This is a genomic window from Serratia sp. AKBS12 (assembly GCF_024793895.1).
Classification (GTDB): Bacteria; Pseudomonadota; Gammaproteobacteria; order Enterobacterales; family Enterobacteriaceae; genus Serratia_F.
Genome location: NZ_JANUSB010000002.1, coordinates 562,110 through 583,531, shown reverse-complemented (window position 1 = coordinate 583,531; position 21,422 = coordinate 562,110). Strand labels below are relative to the sequence as shown.

Here is a 21,422-nt window from a genome sequence, read left to right as displayed (position 1 = left end):
GAATAAATTAAAAAAAATTTGTTTTTGCCTCAAATACCCACGTGGATGATTTATCCACGTGGTCCTTTTGTGGCCTTTGGCTTCACCAACTGCAGCAGCATGGGATTGATAAAGGATATATCACCCTGAATACGCCTGAACAGGATAAATCTTTTCTTCCGGGAAAAGAGTTTCCTGTGGTGCGTATCGTGCCGACCTGCGCAGCATAGCGCCGGTCCCGTTTTAATGGAGTGCTGTTGATGTCTTATTCTGATACGCCTGAACAGGTAGCCGTCATCGGTTGGTCTGGGCATCGCCTGGTCGTCAGGGCGTTTGCCGGCACGGGCAAAACGTCCACCTTGGTGCGTTATGCGCTGGCGAATCCCAACACCAAGATGCTCTATCTGGCGTATAACCGCGCTGTCAGGGATGAGGCCGAACAAAAATTTCCCTTCAACGTTGAGTGCAAAACGTCGCATCAGCTGGCCTGGCCAAACTTCGGCCGTCATTACCAGAAGCGGTTAACGGGTAATCTGCGGATCACTGACGTTGCTCGCCAGCTCAATACCCGCCACTGGCCGCTGGCCAGGACGGCCATCATGGCCTTCAATGCCTTTTTGTGCAGTGGTGATCATGAATTTGGGCCGCAACACCTACCGGATGAAGATGACCGCTGCGGGTTAACTGCAGACCGGATCCTAGCGGCTGCGCAGCAGCTGTGGCGCGAATCTGCGCGCCAGGATGGCACGTTCCCAGTTACGCACGATGTCTATCTCAAGCTGTATCAGCTCTCTCAGCCAGATCTCTCAAAACGCTGGCAAACGTTGCTGTTCGACGAGGCGCAGGATGCCAACCCGGTGACACAGAGCCTGGTGTTTGCGCAGGACTGTAATGTGGTGCTGGTCGGCGATCGTCATCAACAGATTTACCGTTTCCGCGGCGCCAAGAATGCCCTCGATGCGCCGGCACTCAGCGATGCCGAATGGCTGAATCTGACTCACAGTTTCCGGTTCGGGCCAGCGGTGGCCAGCGTGGCAAACATGCTGCTGGCCCGCCAGGGAGAAACGATGCCCGTTGTGGGCGATGGCGGGGAAGACGCGGTAGTCACACGGCTGCCAGAGGAAAAACGGGGAGAGCACGTCACGGTATTAAGCCGAACTGTTGCCGGTGTGATTGGGGCAGCGCTGGATGCCAGCCTGGCCGGCCAGAAGGTGTTCTGGGTCGGCGGCATCGCCGGCTACAAGACCGAGGAGCTCGAAGACCTTTACTGGTTCTCTGCAGACATGCCTGAACGGATGCGTTCGCCGGCGTTGTCGCGGGAATATCGTGATTTTGAAGAGTTCGAGTCGGTGGCCAAGGCCACGAAAGATCCGGAAATGAACCAGGGCCTGCGCCTGCTTGAACAGTATTTTCCGTTGCCGCAGAAACTGCAGGTGATGCGTGAGCATGCCGTCACGGACGAAACACAGGCTCAGGTCACGGTGTCGACGGCGCACCGCAGCAAGGGATTGGAATGGCCGGTGGTCGCCCTGAACGAGGACTTTGCCGATATCACTGATCCGCTGTTGCCTGAGGATGAGCGCACTGACGAAACCAATCTGCTGTATGTGGCGGTAACTCGCGCGAGAAAAGTGCTGGTCATTAACGGGTTGCTGCAGGTACTCCTTGACGAAGCCGCCGCTAATGACGGGGAAGGGGATATGCCGGCATGTTGAAGGCCATCAAGGAACTGCTGGTCGGCACCCGTGAGGTATCGACCAGGGAAAAATCATCAGCACCTTCATCGCCGACAGGACCGGCCGGTTATTTTATGCCGCAGTCCGCCACGCAGCTGCTGGACATGCCAGCCCGTAAACAGTGTCTGCAGCAGCTGTGGGAAAACAGCGCATTGCCAAAAGATTTGTACGAGCAGTTTTATCTGCAGCCGCTGCATCATCTGGTGACACTGATGCAGGTGCTGCCGGCAACCCGGCAAGGTGAGTATGCCAATGAAGGCGGGCTGGTTGATATCACGCTGCAGACGACGACCTACGCCGTTCGTCTGGCCAAAGGCCATATGCTGCCGCCGGGTGTGGCGCCGGAGGAGCAGTCAGCGCAAAATATTCTGTGGAACGCCGTGGTGTTTTACGCGGCGCTCTGGCGTTACCTACCTCAACTCGTGCTGATAGAAGGTGAACTGCAGAGTGGCCGCCCGTGGTTACCCGGTGTGACCGTGCCCGCCGAACCTTACCGTTTTCGGTTCAGACCGGTGTCACCGGATTCGACCATCACGACAAGCCAAAGGGCGTTGATTGCCTGTCGTCTGTTGCCGGCGGAAGCGGTCAACTGGCTATCTATCCTGCCAACCGCGGCACATGCGGTGATGCTGATAGCTTCAGGCCAACCCAGCTCGTTGCCGGTGATTGATGAAATAGTCAAAGAGGCTGTCAAGCTGGCGGGTGGCGATGCAATTGCAAACCTAGCGGCCGTTGCCATTCCTTCTTCTCCCATGCCCGTGCCGGCAGAGACGTCGCCAGACCTTGTTGGCGAATCTGCCGCGCAGGTTGCGCTGGAGAGCAGTGTACCTGGTGTCGCAGTCCAAAGTGCTGTGTCGGGAGAGCCGACTGCCATTAACGACCTAGAAGACGGTGCTGACACCGCAGCTGCAGTCAGCTCTGAAGGTGCCATGGCTGTTCCACCGGGTGATGTACTTCTGAGCTCTGCGCTGGATGCACCTGTTAATGATTTACCGCTGGCCGAAATGATTGTTGCACCAGAGCCTGCTGTTGAGGTTGAGGAAGAGATGCAGGCACTGCTTTCGCTGATGAATGTCAGCGTATTGGAGCCAGCTGCTTCAGATCCCGTTGAGAAAGGTGACGCCCCTCATAGTGAGGTACATCCATCGGAAGGGAGCCAGCAGCCAGCAACTAATATTAGCACTGATATTGATAGAGCTGATGATCCTGTGCCTTCTCTAACAGAATCTATTGCTGAACCTCGTCCACTTGAAAAGCCAGTTGCACAACCCCTTATTCAACCTGATTTAAGCCATCAGGGATCCGAACAGATGGCGATAAGTCAGCGGCAGCATGAGTTGGAGAATGCAGACGATGAGTTTTGGAAGTGGTTGGCCACGGGGCTTCAAGAACAGCGCATCAGCGTCAATCATCCGGAGTCCAGGGCGCATATGGTCAGCGGTTTTGTTTTCCTTTGTGTTCCAGAAATTTTTCACTTGTATATCAAAGAGTGTGGTAAGGAGCGTTCCGAACGGAACGCTATTCAGAAGGCGTTTGAGAAAATGGGGAGGCACAGGGTACGTAAAGGGCAGCGATTTTTTATTGGTCATTTGTACCAGGAGCCTGCCGGATGCGGTTCGTACCGACGTATCAATGGCTATCTGGTGAAGGCAAATAGTTTATATGGGGGGAAACATGTACCTGAAGATAGCCAGTTATTGGTGATCCCGTAGTTAACCAGGGAACCCTGAATCACTTAATGGTCAGCGTGCGATAAAGCAGCGAAGAGGTATTGCAATGAAAAAGAAAGAATTAATGCATGATGAATGGGAGCTTTTACTCGAAGAGTATTTCTTCACTAAGCAGCTTCGTTCGGCTACCGAGTGGAGCTATAGGAAGGTTGTTCTCACTTTTACTCGTTTTATTGGTGCCACGGTTCCGCCAAACAAGATCACTCAGCGTGATGTTTTGTTGTGGCGCCGGCATTTATTAAAGGAGAAAAATCTTTCGGTCCATACCTGGAATAACAAGGTGGCGCATCTGCGTGCGATCTTTAATTTGGGGATAAAAAAAGGGCTTGTTGAGTTTGAAGATAATCCGTTTAACGGAACGGTTGTCCGTTCTGACACCAAGAAAAAGCGAATATTAACGCGGACGCAGCTGACTCGCATGTATCTAATCATGCAGCAGTATGAACAAAGGGAGAAGGACAGAAAACCATTACGTGGTGGGAAATGTGCACTTTATCCGACCTGGTTCTGGATGACTGTGCTTGATACGTTCAGGTATACCGGCATGCGGAATAATCAGCTGATTCACATACGCTTGGGAGACATCAATCTTGAGCAAAGCTGGATAGAGTTACGACAGGAAGGGAGTAAGACCCATCGTGAGTGGAAGGTTCCTATCGTCCGGCAGTTGAGAGAACGGATAAAACAGTTGATCACCCGTGCCATGGAGCGAGGTGCCGGTCTTCATGATCTGCTGTTTGATGTGAAACGTTTTACGATGCCACGACACACGCAATACGTCTATAGCGAGAAAGGGGTGACGCAGTCATTTCGTAGCTTCTATCGCCGGTTGTCCAGGGAGAGTGGCTTCGATATTTCTTCACACCGTTTCCGTCACACACTTGCCACGGAGTTGATGAAATCCCCGGACAGAAATCTAAAACTGGTGAAGGATCTGCTGGGTCACCGGAACGTCAGTACCACAATGGAGTATATCGAATTGGATATGGAAGTAGCTGGAAAAGCACTCGAACAGGAGCTTGTTTTACATACGGATATCACTGCTACGAGAAGCTTACAAAGCTTGACACAGGCATGATTTGCTGTGAATATCACCAGTGATCGAGAAAAGGATGCCTGTGTTTGCCCACAGGCATCCTTCTTGAGGAATTCAACTTACAACGTCGCGGTAGTAAACAGTTACTCTGTTATCACTTTGACAAGTCGATTCCGTATTAACCACCCGTTAAAGTTCTCATCCTTTAACCAGTGTGCATTGATGCAGAATTAGTGGTGCCCGGACTCGGAATCGAACCAAGGACACGGGGATTTTCAATCCCCTGCTCTACCGACTGAGCTATCCGGGCAACGCGCCGCATTAAACCCTAAAGGCCCAATGGCGTCAATCGCTTTATGCCATAAACGCAAAAAAACCGGCTCGCTCGCTGACTTTTCAAACAAACTGCCTGAAGTTTGTCCTTGGCGTGATAAATCAGGGCCATGCCGGTATCAGTGGGGGGAACATTCTAGCTCAACGCACCGTGTTTACGGCATTGAGCTACCTGTAGAATGTCCTCTGCCAGCCGTTTGGCAACCGATACATCCTGAAGCTGCCGTTTGATCAGCAGTTTGCTCAAACATCCTTCCTGCACCAGCTCCATTTGCTGTGCCACCATGTCGGGGTCATCCGCATCCATTTCGCGTAGCAGGTCGCGGGTCAGCTCGAGTGAGGTCATCTTTTGCTGTTCCGCCAACTGGTGGATCGGGTGATGGTCGTCGGGGAACACGCTGCAGGCGGCGATAAACAGGCAGCCGGGATAACGATCGTTTTTCACATACTCGGTCAGTACGTCATAGCGTGCCAGCAGTTTTTGCTGCGGGCTAAGGGATTCGTCCAACAACAGCTGACGGCGCCAGGCATCTATCTGCTGCCCATGGTGACGCAGGCAGTCGTACAGCAGAGCTTCGCGATCCGGCCAGAACGGCTTGAAATCGCTGGGCTGCATGCCGAGTTTTTCCGCCAGCATTTCCAGCGTGGTGGTCGCGAGACCTTTTTGTTCCAAAAGTCCCAGCGCCGTATCAAGAACAAGTTCGCGTTGCACGTGTAACCCCTCCAAACTCTGGTTATGAACCTCAGTGTCGTTTATGGCACTGTTTTCTGCAAATGCGCATCAAACGTCTGCGCGTCCATGAAGCCGGTAACGCGGGCGGCCGGCAGCTCTTGCCCCTGAGCATCAAAGAACAGGATGGTCGGCAGCCCCAGCACCTTGAGCCGTTTGAGCAGCGCAGCCTGTTCGCTGCTGTTGGCCGTCACGTCGGCCTGCAACAGCACGGTATTGGCCAGGCGTGCCTGTACTGCGCGGTCGCTGAAGGTATATTTTTCGAACTCTTTACAGGCGACGCACCAGTCGGCGTACAGATCCAGCATCACCGACTTGCCCTGCGCCTGTTGCAGCGCCTGTTCGAGCTGCGCCACATTATCGATGCGGGTAAAGTTGAGCTGCGGATGCGTTGCCTGCTGTGTGGCATTGACGCCGAAAGCCCAGTCTTGCAACGGCCGGGCGACGATCACTGCGGCGGCCAGCAGCAGCAACTGCGCCAGGCGGGCCCAGCGGCGGGTGGCGGTTAGGCTGAGTGTGAAGGCCCAGCCAAAGAACGCCAGCCCCAGCAGGCTCCACAGCCGCAGACCCCAGACGTCACCAATCACCCGCTCGAGCAGGAATACCGGCAGCGCCAGAATGACGAAGCCGAACGCTTCTTTCACGTACTGCATCCACGGCCCGCTGCGCGGCAGCAGCCGGTTGCCGAACAGGGTGATCAGCACCAGTGGAATACCCATGCCCAAAGCGTATAGATACAGCGTACCGCCACCGGCCCACAGATTGCCGCTCTGCGCGATATACAACAGGATGGCGCTGAGTGGTGCGGTAGTGCACGGCGAGCAAATCAGCCCGGCCAGCGCGCCCATGGCGAACACCCCAGCCAGCGAGCCGCCGCGCTGGGTGTTGCTCCAATTGGCCAGCCGGGTTTGCAGTGATGACGGTAACTGCAGCGAGTAGAGGCCGAACATCGACAACGCCAGCGCAATAAACAGCAGCGACAGGCCAATCAGTACGTAAGGGTGTTGAAGTGCCGCCTGAAATTGCAACCCGGCGGCGGCCACCACCAGCCCAAGCAGGGTATAGGTCAGCGCCATACCTTGCACATACACCACCGCCAACAACAGGATGCGGCCGCTGCTGTGCGGGCGCTCACGGCCAAGAATAATGCCGGAAATCAATGGGTACATTGGTAGTACGCACGGCGTAAAGGCGATACCGATGCCAATCAGCAATGCCCACAGCGGTGAGAACGGCAGTTCGGCCGATGTCGTCGGTGCCGCCGGGGGAGGCTGTGTTGCAGCAGTCGGCGCTGAGCTTGGCGTTACGGCGGCGCTCACGGCATTCAGCGGGACCACGCGGGTTTCTGGCGGGTAGCAAAAACCGGCTTCGGCGCAGCCCTGGTAGGTGACGCTGAGGCTGGCGTTGGCACCGGCCTGCTGTAGCGTCAGCGGCAAGGTCAACTGCTGCTGATAAATCTCTACCTCGCCGAAGAACTCATCTTTATGGCTCAAGCCGCTGGGCAGCGTGACGGCTCCCAGTTGGGCCTGCTGTGGCACCAGCTTGATTTGCTGACGATACAGATAATAGCCGGGGCGTATTTGCCAGTTTAGCGTCAGTTGGTGGTCTGTTTGCTGAAAATCAAAGGCAAATGCCTGATCGACGGGTACGAACTGGCTACCGCCGCCGCCAAACAGTGAGGCTTGTGCGCTCAGCGGCAGTAACCACAGGCCGCAGATCAGGAAAATCAGTTTAACGATGCGTTGATCCATGACAGGTAGTCTTTATCTCCAGTCATCACCGGCAGCACCAACAACTCGGGCGTTTGATACGGGTGATGTTGTTTCAGATGGCTGAGCAGGGCGTCCTGATGCTGTTTATCGCTTTTGAACAGCATTTGCACTTCATATTCCTGTTCCAGTTTCCCTTCCCAGTAATAGAGCGATGAGGCTCCGGGCAGTAGCGTGGCGCAGGCGGCCAGTTTTTCGCCCAATACGCGCGCCGCCAGTTCTTGCGCTGTGGCTTCATCCGGTGCGGTACAGAGTATGACGACGGCATTGCAATCAGACATGTTTACTCCTCTCAACCGTTAGGGGCAGGCAGGCACTATACCTTGAAGGCCGTCGGGCCAGAAGGCGAGTTTATCACGACCGGAGAAAACCAGGAGGAAATCGGGGCTGCACGGCAACCCCGGTGGTGGTGTTACAAGATGACGCTGCCCAGCAGGAAGCCGAACAGCACGGCGAAGACCACGCCGATGGTACCGGGAATAAAGAACGGGTGGTTAAACACGAAGCGGCCAATGCGAGTGGTGCCGGTATCGTCCATCTGCACCGCAGCCACCAGCGTGGGGTAGGTAGGCAGAATAAACAGGCCGGATACCGCAGCGAAGGAGGCAATGGCGGTCAGTGGGCTGACGTTCAGCGCCAGCGCCATTGGCATCAGCGCCTTGGCGGTTGCCGCCTGCGAGTAGAGCAACGCCGAACAGAAGAAGAAAATTACCGCCAGCAGCCACGGGTGCGCCTGAATCACGTTGCCCGCAGTTTCCTTGATCCAGCCGAGGTTGGCCTGAACGAAGGTATCACCCAGCCAGGCTACGCCAAGAATACAGATACAGGCGCTCATGCCGGCCTTGAAGGTGCTGGAATTCAATACCAGATCGGTATCGACGCGGCACAGCAGCGTGGTCAAGGTGGCCACGCTCAACATGATGATCAGAATGGCGTTGGTGGTATTCATCAATGGTGTGGCCACCAGCCCCAGGCCCGGACTGTTGATAATGGCGTAGGCCACGACACACAGTACACCCAGCAGGAACAGCATCACCGACAATTTGGCGCGTGGCTTGATGGCGACCACGTTATTGCCACGCAGCGTGACCAGACCTTCCTCGAATCGTTTCAGGTAAACCGGGTCGCTAGACAGTTTTGAGTCGAAGATCCAGCTGACCAGCAGCGACATCAGCAGCACCGCACAGAAGGTAGACGGGATGACCACCATCAGCATGTGCAGGTAGCTGACGCCGTGGCCTTCCATTACTGACGACATGTACACCACCGCCGCGGATATCGGTGATGCGGTGATGGCGATCTGGGCTGACACGACTGCGGTCGACAGGGGACGGCACGGTTTGATGCCTTGCTCTTTGGCCACTTCGGCGATCACCGGCAGCGCGGAGAGCGAAATATTGCCGGTGCCGGCAAAAATGGTCAGGAAATAGGTAACGATGGGTGCCAGAATAGTGATGTGTTTTGGGTTTTTACGCAGCAATTTTTCAGTTTGCTGTACCAGATAATCCATACCGCCCGCGACCTGCATCGCGGAGATGGCAGCGATAACCGCCATGATGATTGAAATAACGTCAAAGGGAATATTGCCCGGCTTAACGCCGATCATTGCCAGGACTAAAACCCCAAGGCCCCCTGCAAAGCCAATGCCGATACCGCCCAATCTGGCCCCCAAAAAAATGGCCAGCAGAACGATAATCAATTCCACCGCTAACATAGTGTGTTACTCCTTAATAGAAAACATTATGAAAATGAAACGTTAAAATTTTGTGGGCGCCAGAAAGTAAAAAGGCACGCTATCCAGAGGATTTAGCGTGCCTTTTGGGCTAACGGATGTCGTTGTTATTGTTCGTTTTCATCAGTATAGCGTTTCGCTTTATAGGCCGGGTGCATCAGGTTCTCAACCGAGAAAATGTCATCCAGTTCGGCTTCGGTCAACAGGCCGCGCTCCAACACCACTTCACGTACGCTCTTACCGGTCTCCGCGCAGATCTTGCCGACAATGTCACCGTTGTGGTGGCCAATGAACGGGTTCAGATAGGTCACGATACCGATAGAGTTGAATACGTAGTGTTCGCACACTTCTTTGTTGGCAGTGATGCCGTTGATGCATTTTTCCAGCAGGTTGTAGCATGCGTTGGTCAGGATGTGAATTGACTCGAACATCGCCTGGCCAATCACCGGCTCCATGACGTTCAACTGCAACTGACCTGCTTCGGCGGCCATAGTAACGCAAGTGTCGTTGCCAATCACCTTAAAGCACACCTGGTTCACCACTTCCGGGATCACCGGGTTTACCTTGGCCGGCATAATCGATGAGCCCGCCTGCAGTTCTGGCAGGTTGATTTCATTAAGGCCAGCGCGCGGGCCGGAGGACAGCAGGCGCAGGTCATTACAGATTTTGGACAGTTTCACCGCCAGGCGTTTCAACGCACTGTGCACCATGACGTAGGCGCCGCAGTCAGAGGTGGCTTCGATCAGGTCTTCTGCCGGCACCACCGGCAGATTGCTGACTTCCGCCAGTTTCTGTACCGCCAGTTGCTGGTAGCCTTCCGGCGTGTTCAGCGCGGTGCCGATGGCGGTCGCGCCGAGGTTCACCTCCAGCAGTAGCTCCGAGGTGCGTTGCAGGCTGCGGATTTCTTCGCTCAGCAATACGCTGAAGGCGTGGAATTCCTGACCGAGGGTCATCGGTACCGCATCCTGTAACTGGGTACGACCCATTTTCAGGATGGTTTCAAATTCTTTGGCTTTGCGGTCGAAGCCTTCGCGTAGTTGGTTGATGGCGTCATTCAGTTTGATGATCGACGCATAGACCGCGATGCGGAAACCTGTTGGGTAGGCGTCGTTGGTGGACTGGCTCTTGTTGAGGTGATCGTTGGGGTTCAGGTACTGGTATTCCCCTTTCTGATGCCCCATCAGCTCCAGGCCGATATTCGCCAGCACTTCGTTGGTGTTCATGTTCAAAGAGGTGCCTGCACCGCCCTGGAACACATCCACCGGGAATTGATCCATGCACTTGCCTTTATCCAGCACTTCATCGCAAGCCTGGATGATTGTATCGGCGATTTTACGCGGAATGGTTTTTAGCTCTTTGTTAGCTAGCGCAGCGGCTTTCTTCACCATAACCATGCCACGGACAAACTCAGGAACGTCACTTATCTTACTGTTACTAATATAAAAGTTTTCAATCGCACGCAGAGTATGAACACCGTAATAGGCTTCTGCGGGTACTTCACGTGTTCCTAGCAGGTCTTCTTCGATACGAATGTTGTTTGACATGAGAACCTTCTCTATGTTGCTGCCGAATTAATTATTTGTCTGTTAACTAATTTATGTCGCCGTGAGCTTCAACTGCCGAAGTATCGACCGCAGCAATTGTTGCAGCCCAGATCATATGCTGCTTTGGAATAAATGAATGAACCCAGATCACTATCTGACGCTTCAAAAACCACAGCTTTTGCATTCTGTGATCTCATTCACGTTTGTTAACTCTAGCAATAAAAAATGCAGTCTGGTTGAAATGTCCACAAGCCGCCCCCATTGTTATTGAATCGGCCTGAATCAGGCCCCATTTTTCTTTCACGTATGCGCCACCGCGCGGGTACGCGAAGCCATCTGATAGGAGAACGCGGTGCGCTGGTTACCGTTTTTGCTGATATTTTTGCTGGTTTACATCGAAATATCGCTGTTTATCAAAGTTGCCGCCGTGCTGGGCGTCGCCGTCACCCTGTTGCTGGTGATCTTTACCTCGTGCGTGGGTGTTTCGCTGGTGCGCAATCAGGGCATGAAGACTTTCGTGCAGATGCAGCAGAAGCTGGCGGCCGGCGAAAGTCCGGCGGCGGAAATGGTGAAGAGTGTTTCGCTGGTGCTGGCGGGCTTTTTGCTGCTGGTGCCAGGTTTCTTTACCGATTTTCTCGGCCTGCTGCTGTTGCTGCCGCCGGTGCAGAAATCCCTGACGCTGAAACTGATGCCGCATTTGTCGGTGTATCGTCCCGGCGGTTGGGGGCAGGGTGGCGGCGCGGCCGACGGCAACACGTTTGACGGCGAGTTCCAGCGTAAGGACGACGATCGCAACGTGATTGAGCACCGTCCGGACGACCACGACAAACGCGACGAGCGCTAAATATTTTTGGCGCCGTGTGGTCCGGAAAACCGGCATGCACGGCGCACCAATGCGGCCTGCGGGCCGTGTGTGGCCGGCGGCAGGGTGTCGTCAGCCATAAAAGCAAAAAATTTTTACTCGGCCCCCTTGAAGGGGAATGGAATGCCCCCATTTCAAACCCACGAGGCCGGTAAATATGATAATCCGGTGAATAACCCTAAATCTGATACAGACCTTCTTACAGGAGAGCGTTCAATGAGTATTCGTCCATTGCATGACCGCGTTATCGTCAAGCGTAAAGAAGTTGAATCAAAATCTGCTGGCGGCATCGTACTGACTGGCTCTGCGGCGGGTAAATCCACCCGTGGTGAAGTAGTAGCCGTCGGCAAAGGGCGCGTTCTGGAAAGCGGTAATGTTCAACCGCTGGATGTGAAAGTAGGCGACATCGTGATTTTCAACGACGGTTACGGCGTGAAAGCAGAGAAGATCGACAATGAAGAAGTGTTGATCATGTCCGAAAGCGACATTCTGGCAATTGTTGAAGCGTAATTACGCTTTATCTTCTGAACTGAAAAGAGTTGAAGGGAAATACCAATGGCAGCTAAAGACGTAAAATTCGGCAATGACGCTCGCGTAAAAATGCAACGCGGCGTGAATGTTCTCGCTGATGCAGTGAAAGTGACCCTGGGCCCGAAAGGCCGTAACGTAGTGCTGGATAAATCTTTCGGCGCTCCTACCATCACCAAAGACGGCGTTTCCGTAGCACGTGAAATCGAACTGGAAGACAAGTTCGAAAACATGGGCGCGCAGATGGTGAAAGAAGTGGCCTCTAAAGCGAACGACGCTGCGGGCGACGGCACCACCACCGCCACCGTATTGGCTCAGGCAATCATCAACGAAGGTCTGAAAGCCGTGGCTGCGGGCATGAACCCGATGGATCTGAAGCGCGGTATCGACAAAGCCGTTGTGGCCGCAGTTGAAGAACTGAAGAATCTGTCCGTACCTTGCTCTGACTCCAAGGCAATTGCTCAGGTAGGCACCATCTCTGCAAACTCCGACGAAACCGTGGGTAAACTGATTGCAGAAGCGATGGAAAAAGTCGGCAAAGAAGGCGTTATCACCGTTGAAGAAGGCACCGGCCTGCAAGACGAGCTGGACGTGGTTGAAGGTATGCAGTTCGACCGTGGTTACCTGTCTCCTTACTTCATCAACAAGCCGGAAACCGGTTCTGTTGAGCTGGAAAGCCCGTTCATCCTGCTGGCTGACAAGAAAATCTCCAACATCCGCGAAATGCTGCCAGTACTGGAAGCCGTGGCGAAAGCCGGCAAGCCATTGCTGATCGTTGCTGAAGACGTGGAAGGTGAAGCGCTGGCGACCCTGGTGGTCAACACCATGCGTGGCATCGTTAAAGTTGCAGCGGTTAAAGCGCCAGGCTTCGGCGACCGTCGTAAAGCCATGCTGCAGGACATCGCTACCCTGACTGCCGGTACCGTTATCTCAGAAGAGATCGGTATGGAACTGGAAAAAGCCACCCTGGAAGATCTGGGTCAGGCAAAACGCGTTGTAATCAGCAAAGACACCACCATCATCATCGATGGCGTGGGCGACGAAGCGACCATTCAGGGCCGTGTTAGCCAGATCCGTCAGCAGATCGAAGAAGCGACCTCTGACTACGATCGCGAAAAACTGCAAGAGCGCGTGGCCAAACTGGCTGGCGGCGTTGCCGTTATCAAGGTTGGCGCTGCAACTGAAGTTGAAATGAAAGAGAAGAAAGCCCGCGTTGAAGATGCCCTGCACGCAACCCGTGCTGCGGTTGAAGAAGGCGTGGTTGCCGGCGGTGGCGTAGCATTGGTACGCGTTGCCAGCAAAATTGCCGAACTGAAAGGTGCCAACGAAGATCAGAACGTGGGTATCAAGGTTGCACTGCGTGCGATGGAAGCGCCTCTGCGCCAGATCGTAATCAACGCCGGTGAAGAAGCTTCTGTCATCGCCAACAACGTGAAGGCAGGCGAAGGCAGCTACGGCTACAACGCCTATTCTGAAGAGTACGGCGACATGATCGGCATGGGTATCCTGGATCCAACCAAAGTAACGCGTTCTGCTCTGCAATACGCAGCATCCGTGGCTGGCCTGATGATCACCACCGAGTGCATGGTTACCGATCTGCCTAAAGCTGACGCGCCTGATATGGGTGGCGCTGGCGGTATGGGCGGCATGGGTGGCATGGGCGGCATGATGTAATCATCCCCCACACCGTAGTGTGATAAGCCCCGGCGAAAGCCGGGGTTTTTTTATGCGCGGGATCTGGCAACGGACTGGCGCAAAAAAGATTTCATTGCGGGGAACACCATAATCTCGGGTGGAGCAGGTGTATGACAGCGCGCCCGTCATTGGCTATGCAAGCAAGGCTGGCGAATAATGCGCGCATTAGCGCACGGTATTTGATGATATTTTTGCAGACCGGGCTGCTTTAGCGTGTAAACTGGTACATCATCAGCTGTCGCTCAAGGCGTTGACCAGGCACATGTGGCAACGGAAGCTTAAGAGATAGCATCGCTTTCTGATAAGCTTTTGCGTAATTCTCAACATCATATGGGGAACAAGATGCGGATTAAAGCCTTACTGGGACTTTCAGCAGCGTTGCTGCTGGCAGGATGCAGCACGACCAATGAACTGACCAGCGCAGGTCAGCAAGTTAAATTCACCGACACCAAACCGGCGGCAGAATGCCAGCTGGTGGGTGAAGTGACCGGCACCCAGAGCAATTGGCTATCTGGCAGTAATGCTGAAAGCGGTGGCCTGCGCGGCGCGGCCAACGATCTGCGCAATAAGGCGGCGGCAATGGGCGGCAACGTGATTTACGGTGCAACCAGCCCGAGCCAGAATCTGCTTTCCAGCTTTGCTCCACTGGACAGCAAAATGATCGGCCAGGTGTATAAATGCCCCTGATCCGATTGGCGGTTTAAAACAAAAGAGGAATGCCCAGGCATTCCTCTTTTTGCATCTGACGGCGGTAACTATTGCTGGGTGAGGCGCAGATCCAGTGGCGTTTTACTCGGCTCGCCGCCTATTTCACGCGTCAGACGCGGTACCAGATAGCCTGAAACTTTGCTTAGCAGCGCTTTCATGATATCGCGGGCCTGGTCGTCGCTGACCATAAAATGCGCCGCTCCCTGAACTTTATCCAGCACATGAATGTAATACGGCAGGATCCCGGCGTCGAACAGCGCATTGCTCAGCGCTGCCAGCGTGTCGGCATCGTCATTGATGTCACGCAATAGCACGCTCTGGTTGAGCAGAGTTACCCCGGCCCGGCGCAGCTGCGCCATACTGGTGCTTAGCGCGGCGTCGATTTCATTGGCGTGATTGATATGCGTTACCAGCAACACCTGTAGCCGTGACGTCGCCAGCCGCTGGCACAGCGCCTCGGTAACGCGCGCTGGAATGACCACTGGCAAGCGGGTGTGGATACGCAGACGTTTCAGGTGTGGGATAGCCTCCAGTTCACCGATTAACCAATCAAGTTCGTGGTCTTTCGCCATTAACGGATCGCCGCCGGAGAAAATAATTTCATCCAGTTCCGGATGATGGCGGATATACTCCAGCGCAAGACGCCAGTTGGCCTTGTTGCCTTGGTTATCCTGATAAGGGAAGTGGCGGCGGAAACAGTAGCGGCAGTTGACCGCACAGCCGCCTTTGACCAACAGCAGCGCGCGGTTGCGATATTTATGCAACAGTCCTGGCACCACGCTGCGCTGTTCGTCAAGCGGGTCGGTAGTGAAGCCGGGGGCGATAACGAATTCTTCGCTGGCGGTCAGCACCTGTCGCAGTAAAGGGTCATTGGCATCGCCGGGGCGCATGCGTGCAGCAAAGGCGCGCGGTACGCGCAGCGGAAACAGCCGACGCGCTTCACGCCCCTGCGGCAACAGCGGGTGTGCGTTCAGTGACAGCAGTTGCAGTAATTCATCGGGGTCGGTAATAACATCGGCGAGTTGATGTAACCATTCTTCTCTATCCGCGATGTTTTGGGTTATAATGTGTGCCATTTTTTTGGCTAAGCTACCAGTTTAAATATTCAGAGGGCCATCATGGCGACTTATTCTAGCAACGATTTCCGTCCGGGTCTTAAAATCATGTTCGAGGGCGAGCCTTACGCCGTCGAATCCAGCGAGTTCGTCAAGCCGGGCAAAGGCCAGGCTTTTGCTCGTGTTAAAATGCGTCGTCTGCTGACCGGCAGCCGCGTTGAGAAAACCTTCAAATCTACCGACTCCTGCGAAGGCGCCGACGTGGTTGATACCAACATGAACTACCTGTACAACGACGGTGAGTTCTACCATTTCATGCATCCAGAAACCTTTGAACAGCACCAGGTTGAAGAAAAAACCGTTTCTGACGTCGCCAAATGGCTGCAAGATAATGCGGAATGTATCGTTACGCTGTGGGATGGTCGCCCGATCGCCGTACAGCCACCGAACTTTATCGAAGCGGAAATCATCGATACCGATCCAGGCCTGAAAGGCGATACTGCCGGTACCGGCGGCAAGCCAGCGACATTGTCCACTGGCGCGGTGGTTAAGGTGCCATTGTTCGTGCAGATCGGCGAAGTGATCAAGGTTGACACCCGCTCTGGCGAATACGTATCGCGCGTTAAATAAGTATCTATGCGCGGGAGCCCGTGTGGCTCCCGCGTTTTAGCGTCCTTTTTTAGAACTTTGGCAGAATTGGCATGATGAAAAAAACGCTGTTAGCCATTATTTCCCTCGCATTATTGCTGTCCCTGAGCGGCTGTAATACCTTCCGCGGCTTTGGCGAAGACGTGCAGCATCTTGGCGGTGCTATTTCTCGCGGCGCAGACTAAAAACGCTAAGCGTTATTAATGGATAGAGAGAGAAAAGTCTGTTTCTAACGGCAACGCCTGCCAATTTTGACTACGCTTAGAGAGCTGTATCTTTTCGTCACTTACTAATAAGGATTTTCTTATGTTGAAGAAAAGTATTATTGCGATTTTCTCTGTGCTGGTTCTGTCTTCACTGACTGCGTGCAATACCACCGAAGGCGTCGGCAAGGACGTACAAGCCGGTGGCGAGGCTATCCAACGCAGCGCACAATAGCGTTCACTGATGTTGTCTGTGGTATTCCACGTGCGATAATCGGTGTTAATCAGTTTTACCGTCGTGGAATACCCTGCTTGACCATGTCTGGCGCGACCTTGCCGCCGACTGTGCGTTATCATTGTACCGTTCATTTAGCCAGGTTGGACGACCTTCCTGCGCGTCGTTGTTCAGGGGACGACCCCATATATCCTGGAGCCTGTTCCATGGCGTGGATCATTCTTGTTATTGCCGGTTTACTGGAAGTTGTCTGGGCCATAGGCCTGAAATATACCCACGGATTTACCCGTCTAACACCCAGCATTATTACCATTGTGGCGATGGTAGTCAGCATGGTGCTATTGGCAAATGCAATGAAAACGCTGCCCGCCGGCACCGCCTACGCGGTGTGGACCGGCATTGGCGCCGTCGGAGCGGCGATTATGGGCATGGTGCTGCTCGGCGAGTCGACCAATATCATGCGCGTTTTAAGCCTGTGCCTGATTATTGTCGGTATTCTCGGGTTGAAATTCAGTAGCCATTAGTTGCCTTGCTGTTTCACCCAGATCAGCTTGTCGATCTCGAAACCGTAGCCTCGTGCGGTTTGCAGCAGTTGGTCGCGTACGCTGGCATCCAGCGTCGGCGTACGTGACAAGATCCACAGATAGTCGCGGTTTGGCCCGCAGACCAGCGCATAGCGGTAGTCCGCATCCAGTGCAATGACGTTATAACCGCCGTAAAATGGCCCGAAGAACGACACCTTTAGTGACGCCTGCTGTGGCGAACCGATAAAGTAGGCTTTTCCCTCGCTTTGCTGCCACCGCTGTTTTTGTCGATTAAATCCTTTATTTATCACCTTCAGGCCGCCGTCTTGGCGCGGACTGTACTGTGCGCTAACCTGCTCCAGGCCGCGTTCGAAGCGGTGATCGAGCCGGGCGATTTCATACCAGGTGCCGAGATAGCGTTTAGCATCGAAGTTATCCACCACCTTGACGTCCTTTGGCGGGGATACGCTGCAGGCGACAGACAGCAGTGCGGGAAGCATCATGCACAGTTTTGACCAAAAACGCATTAGGTAACTCCTGTTTACCGGTGAGATAAACAGTGTAGCGGAAAAGCGGGGGGCTGGCGGCCAATCAACGCTGGCCGCCAAGGGGGATTATAGCGTGACAACGCCTATCAGCGTGACCACGCTCAGGATCGCCGCCAGGCCGTAGAATACCCATTTGCCGGCCGGCACATGGATTTTCAGGTCGTGCATGGCGTGGTGAATGCGGTGCAGGCCACACCACAGCGGCAGGACGATCATCAGCAACAGGAACAACCGGCCGATCAGGCTTTGGCTGAAGGCCAGCACGCGCTCATAGCTCAGCGCGTCGCCAGGGAACAGGCCGAGTGGCAGTAGAATACCCACCAATAATACTATCGCCGGTGCAACGATGGCTCCCCACATGCCGCCGGCGCCGAACAAACCCCAGAATACCGGCTCGTCGGAGCGTTTAGGTGTTAAATTTGTCATGTTTCCTCCGGATTACAGTAGCGCGACGGCGAGGATAATCACGCTCACCACGATGGTCACTGCCCATAGGGCCTTGACGATCGGGCCTGGACCCATTTTTTCGCTGTTGACCACGATATTGGCGGCTTTAGGCGCCAGATCGAACCAGGTTTTGGTGTGCAGCAGCGCCGCCAGCAGCGCGACGATGTTAATCAGCAGCACCAGCGGGTTTTGCAGAAAACCGATAAACCCTACCCAGCTATCCGGCCCGCCTTTGAGCGCGAATAGGCCGTAGATCAGCACGATGCTGAACCACACCGCCGGCAGCGAGGTGCCTTCCCGCAGCATATAGAAGCGATAGAAACCCAGTTTTTGCCACCAGGTTGGCGTCATGGTGCGCACATACGGTTTACGTTGTGTTGTCATTGCCGTCTCCTCTCCCTTATTGCGGTTTCAGCATGGCGATCATGAAGTCTTTGGCACTGTCTACCTTGCCCTGCTGGATGGCAGCGGCCGGATCGACGTGTTTTGGACAGACTTCAGAACAATAGCCAACAAACGTACAGCTCCAGACGCCGTTCTGGCCATTAAGCTGCGGCATGCGCTGTTTCTTGCCGTGGTCGCGGTTGTCCAGATTGTAGCGATGCGCCAGGGTGATCGCCGCCGGGCCGATAAACTCCGGATTCAGGCCGAACTGCGGGCAGGCGGCATAGCACAGCCCACAGTTGATGCAGCCGGAGAACTGGTGATATTTGGCCATTTGCGCCGGCGTTTGCCGGTTTGGGCCGTCTTCCGGTTTGCGATCGTTGCCGATGATGTACGGTTTGATCGCCTCCAGACTTTCGATAAAGTGGGTCATGTCGACCACCAAATCGCGCTCGATCGGGAAGTTGCCCAATGCCTCGACTTTCATGCCGCCGGTGTATTCGCGCAGGAAGGTCTTGCACGCCAGTTTCGGTACACGGTTGACCATCATGCCGCAGGAGCCGCAAATAGCCATACGGCATGACCAGCGGTAGGAAAGATCCGGCGCCAGGTTGTCCTTGATATAACCCAATGCATCAAGCAGCGAGGTTTGCTCATCGTAAGGTACGTTATAGGTTTCGAAATGCGGTTGCGTATCGCTTTCCGGGTTATAACGCATGACCTCGATTTTCAGGGTTTTCATCTCAGCCATTCGCCTGCTCCTTATCCTTTTTCTCCTGTGCGTCGGCTTCTGCGCCGTAGACACGTTTGGCCGGCGGCAGTTTGGTGATTTTCACGTCACTGTACTCCAGGCGCGGTACGCCATGCGGATTATGGAAAGCCAGCGTATGCTTGAGAAAGTTGATGTCATCACGTTCGGTACAGCCAGGATCCAGACGTTGGTGAGCGCCGCGTGATTCTTTACGATTGAATGCGGAATGCGCCATGCATTCGGCGACGTCCAGACCATGACCGAGTTCAATGGTGTACAGCAAATCGGTATTGAACACGCTGGAAGTGTCGGTGATCTTGACGCGTTTGAAACGCTCCTTCAGTTCGGCCAGCTTGTCGATGGTTTTCTGCATTAGCTCCGGCGTACGGTAGATACCGCAGCCTTCCTCCATTGACAGCCCCATCTCGTCGCGGATCTTCGACCAATTCTCGCTGCCTTCCTGTTTCATCAGGTTGCTCAGCGCGGTTTCCACATCGCGACCCTGCGCGTCCAGCGCGCTGCCGCTAGCCGGGCCGCTTTCCAGCGCACAACGCGCGGCGTGCTCGCCGGCGACGCGGCCAAATACCACCAGCTCTGCCAGCGAGTTGGAACCGAGGCGGTTGGCGCCATGCAGGCCGACGGAAGAACACTCGCCGACGGCAAACAGCCCCTTGATGCGGGTTTCGCAGTGTTGATCGGTTTCAATGCCGCCCATGGTGTAATGCGCGGTAGGGCGCACCGGGATCGGATCCTTGACCGGGTCGACGCCCACGTAGGCTTTGGCCAGCTCGCAAATGAACGGCAGGCGTTCCAGCAGCTTCTTCTCGCCCAGATGACGTAGATCCAGATACACCACGTCGCCACGCGGCGTAGCCACGGTGCGGCCGGCGCGCCATTCGTGCCAGAATGCCTGTGACACTTTGTCACGCGGGCCGAGTTCCATGTATTTGTTCTTCGGCTCGCCGAGCGGGGTTTCCGGCCCCATGCCGTAATCTTGTAAATAGCGGTAGCCGTCCTTGTTGACCAGAATGCCGCCTTCGCCGCGGCAGCCTTCGGTCATCAGGATGCCGGAACCCGGCAGGCCGGTGGGGTGATACTGGACAAATTCCATATCACGCAGCGGCACGCCGTGACGGAACGCCATGCCCATGCCGTCGCCGGTGACGATGCCGCCGTTGGTGTTATAGCGATAAACGCGCCCGGCACCGCCGGTGGCCATGACCACCGCATTGGCGCGGATCTGCACCCGGGTACCTTCCATCATATTGATAGCAATCAGGCCGCGAGCCTGCCCGTCGTCCACCATAATGTCGAGCACGAAGTGTTCGTCAAAACGCTGGATTTGCGGGTATTTCAGCGAGGTTTGGAACAGGGTGTGCAGCATGTGGAAGCCGGTTTTGTCTGCGGCAAACCAGGTGCGTTCGATCTTCATGCCGCCGAAACGACGTACGTTGACCGAGCCGTCCGGCTTGCGGCTCCACGGGCAGCCCCATTGCTCCAATTGGGCCATTTCACGCGGGCAGCTGTGAACGAAGTGATCGACCACGTCCTGCTCGCACAGCCAGTCACCGCCGGCGACGGTGTCATTGAAATGGTAATCAAAGGCATCATGATCCTGTGTGACGGCGGCAGATCCGCCTTCTGCGGCAACGGTGTGGCTGCGCATCGGATAGACCTTCGAGATCAGCGCGATTTTTAATTGGGGGTTGGCCTCCGCGGCGGCGATTGCTGCGCGTAGACCGGCCCCTCCTGCGCCAATGATGGCGAGATCGGCATTAAAGGTTTGCACTGCATTCCTCCAGTAAACTTGTCAAAAATAGCTGATTGATTATCTATACTTAAAATTCAGGTAAATAATTCGGGTGCTAACTAAATATGTGCCGTTGGCGATAAATACTAAGGATAAATAACGCTTACCAACTATAGGGTTTTCACTATACCTAAAGTTAAGTAGTAGAAATTTGATGTGATCGATTGTTTTGTCTTTTATTCATTTGGCGAGAGGCTGTCCTGCAGAGACGCGATTGTCATCCATTTCGCGCTTTTTTACCGGCTTATTGGCGGTTGTATCTGTGTTTTCCGCTAGCGTTGCCACAATCTTCAGCGACGCGCTGAGCGCGGAGGATATCGCCAGGCGGCAAGCCAATGTTCACGCGTAGGACCGAAGAGAGTCTGGCCCAGGAAATGAAGGGGTTTATCCGCAGAGGTACGCTTTTTAGCCGAGAATTTGTTTGCCGGGCAGGAT

The 21,422-nt window shown here is 54.6% G+C and carries 22 protein-coding genes and 1 tRNA gene; 11 read left to right on the top strand and 12 right to left on the bottom strand.

Annotation, left to right across the window (positions count from 1 at the left end):
- Positions 1-239: 239 nt before the first annotated feature.
- From NYE85_RS02670 to NYE85_RS02660, 3 genes are all read left to right on the top strand, one after another.
- Entirely contained in the window at positions 240-1,694 is a 1,455-nt protein-coding gene (locus NYE85_RS02670; protein WP_259002761.1) for a UvrD-helicase domain-containing protein, read from the top strand.
- Entirely contained in the window at positions 1,688-3,427 is a 1,740-nt protein-coding gene (locus NYE85_RS02665; protein WP_259002759.1) for a helicase/relaxase domain-containing protein, read from the top strand. The genes NYE85_RS02670 and NYE85_RS02665 overlap by 7 nt, the downstream gene beginning before the upstream one ends.
- Before the next feature lie 64 nt (positions 3,428-3,491).
- The gene (locus NYE85_RS02660) at positions 3,492-4,523 is read left to right on the top strand and encodes a site-specific integrase (protein ID WP_259002758.1); all 1,032 of its coding nucleotides are present in this window, start codon (positions 3,492-3,494) and stop codon (positions 4,521-4,523) included.
- Between the two features lie 192 nt (positions 4,524-4,715).
- On the opposite strand, the gene NYE85_RS02655 is transcribed toward NYE85_RS02660, so the two are convergent.
- From NYE85_RS02655 to aspA, 6 genes are all read right to left on the bottom strand, one after another.
- Positions 4,716-4,791 (bottom strand) — tRNA-Phe (locus tag NYE85_RS02655).
- Positions 4,792-4,950: 159 nt separating this feature from the next.
- The gene (locus tag NYE85_RS02650; RefSeq protein WP_259002757.1) at positions 4,951-5,526 is read right to left on the bottom strand and encodes a transcriptional regulator; all 576 of its coding nucleotides are present in this window, start codon (positions 5,524-5,526) and stop codon (positions 4,951-4,953) included.
- Between the two features lie 41 nt (positions 5,527-5,567).
- Positions 5,568-7,295, bottom strand: coding sequence for a protein-disulfide reductase DsbD (locus NYE85_RS02645; protein ID WP_259002755.1), 1,728 nt, complete (start codon positions 7,293-7,295; stop codon positions 5,568-5,570).
- Positions 7,271-7,594 (bottom strand): divalent cation tolerance protein CutA, encoded by a 324-nt coding sequence (cutA, locus tag NYE85_RS02640; protein ID WP_259002753.1) that lies wholly within the window; start codon positions 7,592-7,594, stop codon positions 7,271-7,273. The genes NYE85_RS02645 and cutA overlap by 25 nt, the downstream gene beginning before the upstream one ends.
- 131 nt (positions 7,595-7,725) lie before the next feature.
- Positions 7,726-9,027: an anaerobic C4-dicarboxylate transporter gene (locus NYE85_RS02635; protein WP_259002752.1), complete on the bottom strand. Its 1,302-nt coding sequence runs from the start codon at positions 9,025-9,027 to the stop codon at positions 7,726-7,728.
- A gap of 125 nt (positions 9,028-9,152) precedes the next feature.
- A complete protein-coding gene (aspA, locus tag NYE85_RS02630) occupies positions 9,153-10,589 on the bottom strand; it encodes an aspartate ammonia-lyase (protein ID WP_004956055.1) in 1,437 nt (478 codons plus the stop codon).
- Between the two features lie 352 nt (positions 10,590-10,941).
- Between aspA and NYE85_RS02625 the strand changes: the two genes are divergently transcribed.
- The 4 genes from NYE85_RS02625 (at position 10,942) to NYE85_RS02610 (ending at position 14,361) form a co-directional block, all read left to right on the top strand.
- Complete coding sequence (locus tag NYE85_RS02625; RefSeq protein ID WP_259002750.1) at positions 10,942-11,433, top strand: FxsA family protein; 492 nt, start codon at positions 10,942-10,944, stop codon at positions 11,431-11,433.
- Between the two features lie 234 nt (positions 11,434-11,667).
- Entirely contained in the window at positions 11,668-11,961 is a 294-nt protein-coding gene (locus tag NYE85_RS02620) for a co-chaperone GroES (RefSeq protein WP_025123790.1), read from the top strand.
- A gap of 45 nt (positions 11,962-12,006) precedes the next feature.
- Entirely contained in the window at positions 12,007-13,653 is a 1,647-nt protein-coding gene (groL, locus tag NYE85_RS02615) for a chaperonin GroEL (RefSeq protein ID WP_259002748.1), read from the top strand.
- A gap of 363 nt (positions 13,654-14,016) precedes the next feature.
- The gene (locus NYE85_RS02610; protein WP_039991297.1) at positions 14,017-14,361 is read left to right on the top strand and encodes a DUF4156 domain-containing protein; all 345 of its coding nucleotides are present in this window, start codon (positions 14,017-14,019) and stop codon (positions 14,359-14,361) included.
- Between the two features lie 68 nt (positions 14,362-14,429).
- On the opposite strand, the gene epmB is transcribed toward NYE85_RS02610, so the two are convergent.
- Positions 14,430-15,458, bottom strand: coding sequence for an EF-P beta-lysylation protein EpmB (epmB, locus tag NYE85_RS02605; RefSeq protein ID WP_259002746.1), 1,029 nt, complete (start codon positions 15,456-15,458; stop codon positions 14,430-14,432).
- A gap of 42 nt (positions 15,459-15,500) precedes the next feature.
- Here epmB and efp point away from each other — a divergent pair, with 42 nt between their 5' ends.
- From efp to sugE, 4 genes are all read left to right on the top strand, one after another.
- Positions 15,501-16,067, top strand: a complete 567-nt coding sequence (efp, locus tag NYE85_RS02600) for an elongation factor P (RefSeq protein WP_259002745.1) — start codon at positions 15,501-15,503, stop codon at positions 16,065-16,067.
- Positions 16,068-16,138: 71 nt separating this feature from the next.
- Positions 16,139-16,270 carry an entericidin A/B family lipoprotein gene (locus NYE85_RS02595; RefSeq protein ID WP_004956035.1) on the top strand — a complete coding sequence of 44 codons (132 nt, stop codon included), beginning with the start codon at positions 16,139-16,141 and terminating at the stop codon, positions 16,268-16,270.
- 121 nt (positions 16,271-16,391) lie between these two features.
- Positions 16,392-16,523 carry an entericidin A/B family lipoprotein gene (locus NYE85_RS02590; RefSeq protein ID WP_004956032.1) on the top strand — a complete coding sequence of 44 codons (132 nt, stop codon included), beginning with the start codon at positions 16,392-16,394 and terminating at the stop codon, positions 16,521-16,523.
- A 206-nt stretch (positions 16,524-16,729) separates the two neighbouring features.
- A complete protein-coding gene (sugE, locus tag NYE85_RS02585) occupies positions 16,730-17,047 on the top strand; it encodes a quaternary ammonium compound efflux SMR transporter SugE (protein WP_198773936.1) in 318 nt (105 codons plus the stop codon).
- Here sugE and blc read toward each other — a convergent pair.
- The 5 genes from blc to frdA form a co-directional block, all read right to left on the bottom strand.
- A complete protein-coding gene (blc, locus tag NYE85_RS02580) occupies positions 17,044-17,574 on the bottom strand; it encodes an outer membrane lipoprotein Blc (RefSeq protein ID WP_259002743.1) in 531 nt (176 codons plus the stop codon). The two genes, sugE and blc, sit on opposite strands and share 4 nt — an antisense overlap.
- Before the next feature lie 87 nt (positions 17,575-17,661).
- Positions 17,662-18,021 (bottom strand): fumarate reductase subunit FrdD, encoded by a 360-nt coding sequence (gene frdD, locus NYE85_RS02575; protein WP_259002742.1) that lies wholly within the window; start codon positions 18,019-18,021, stop codon positions 17,662-17,664.
- A gap of 12 nt (positions 18,022-18,033) precedes the next feature.
- Positions 18,034-18,426 (bottom strand): fumarate reductase subunit FrdC, encoded by a 393-nt coding sequence (frdC, locus tag NYE85_RS02570; protein WP_259002741.1) that lies wholly within the window; start codon positions 18,424-18,426, stop codon positions 18,034-18,036.
- 16 nt (positions 18,427-18,442) lie between these two features.
- Positions 18,443-19,177, bottom strand: coding sequence for a succinate dehydrogenase/fumarate reductase iron-sulfur subunit (locus NYE85_RS02565; RefSeq protein WP_259002739.1), 735 nt, complete (start codon positions 19,175-19,177; stop codon positions 18,443-18,445).
- Positions 19,170-20,966, bottom strand: a complete 1,797-nt coding sequence (gene frdA / locus NYE85_RS02560; RefSeq protein WP_259002738.1) for a fumarate reductase (quinol) flavoprotein subunit — start codon at positions 20,964-20,966, stop codon at positions 19,170-19,172. The genes NYE85_RS02565 and frdA overlap by 8 nt, the downstream gene beginning before the upstream one ends.
- Between the last annotated feature and the right edge of the window lie 456 nt (positions 20,967-21,422).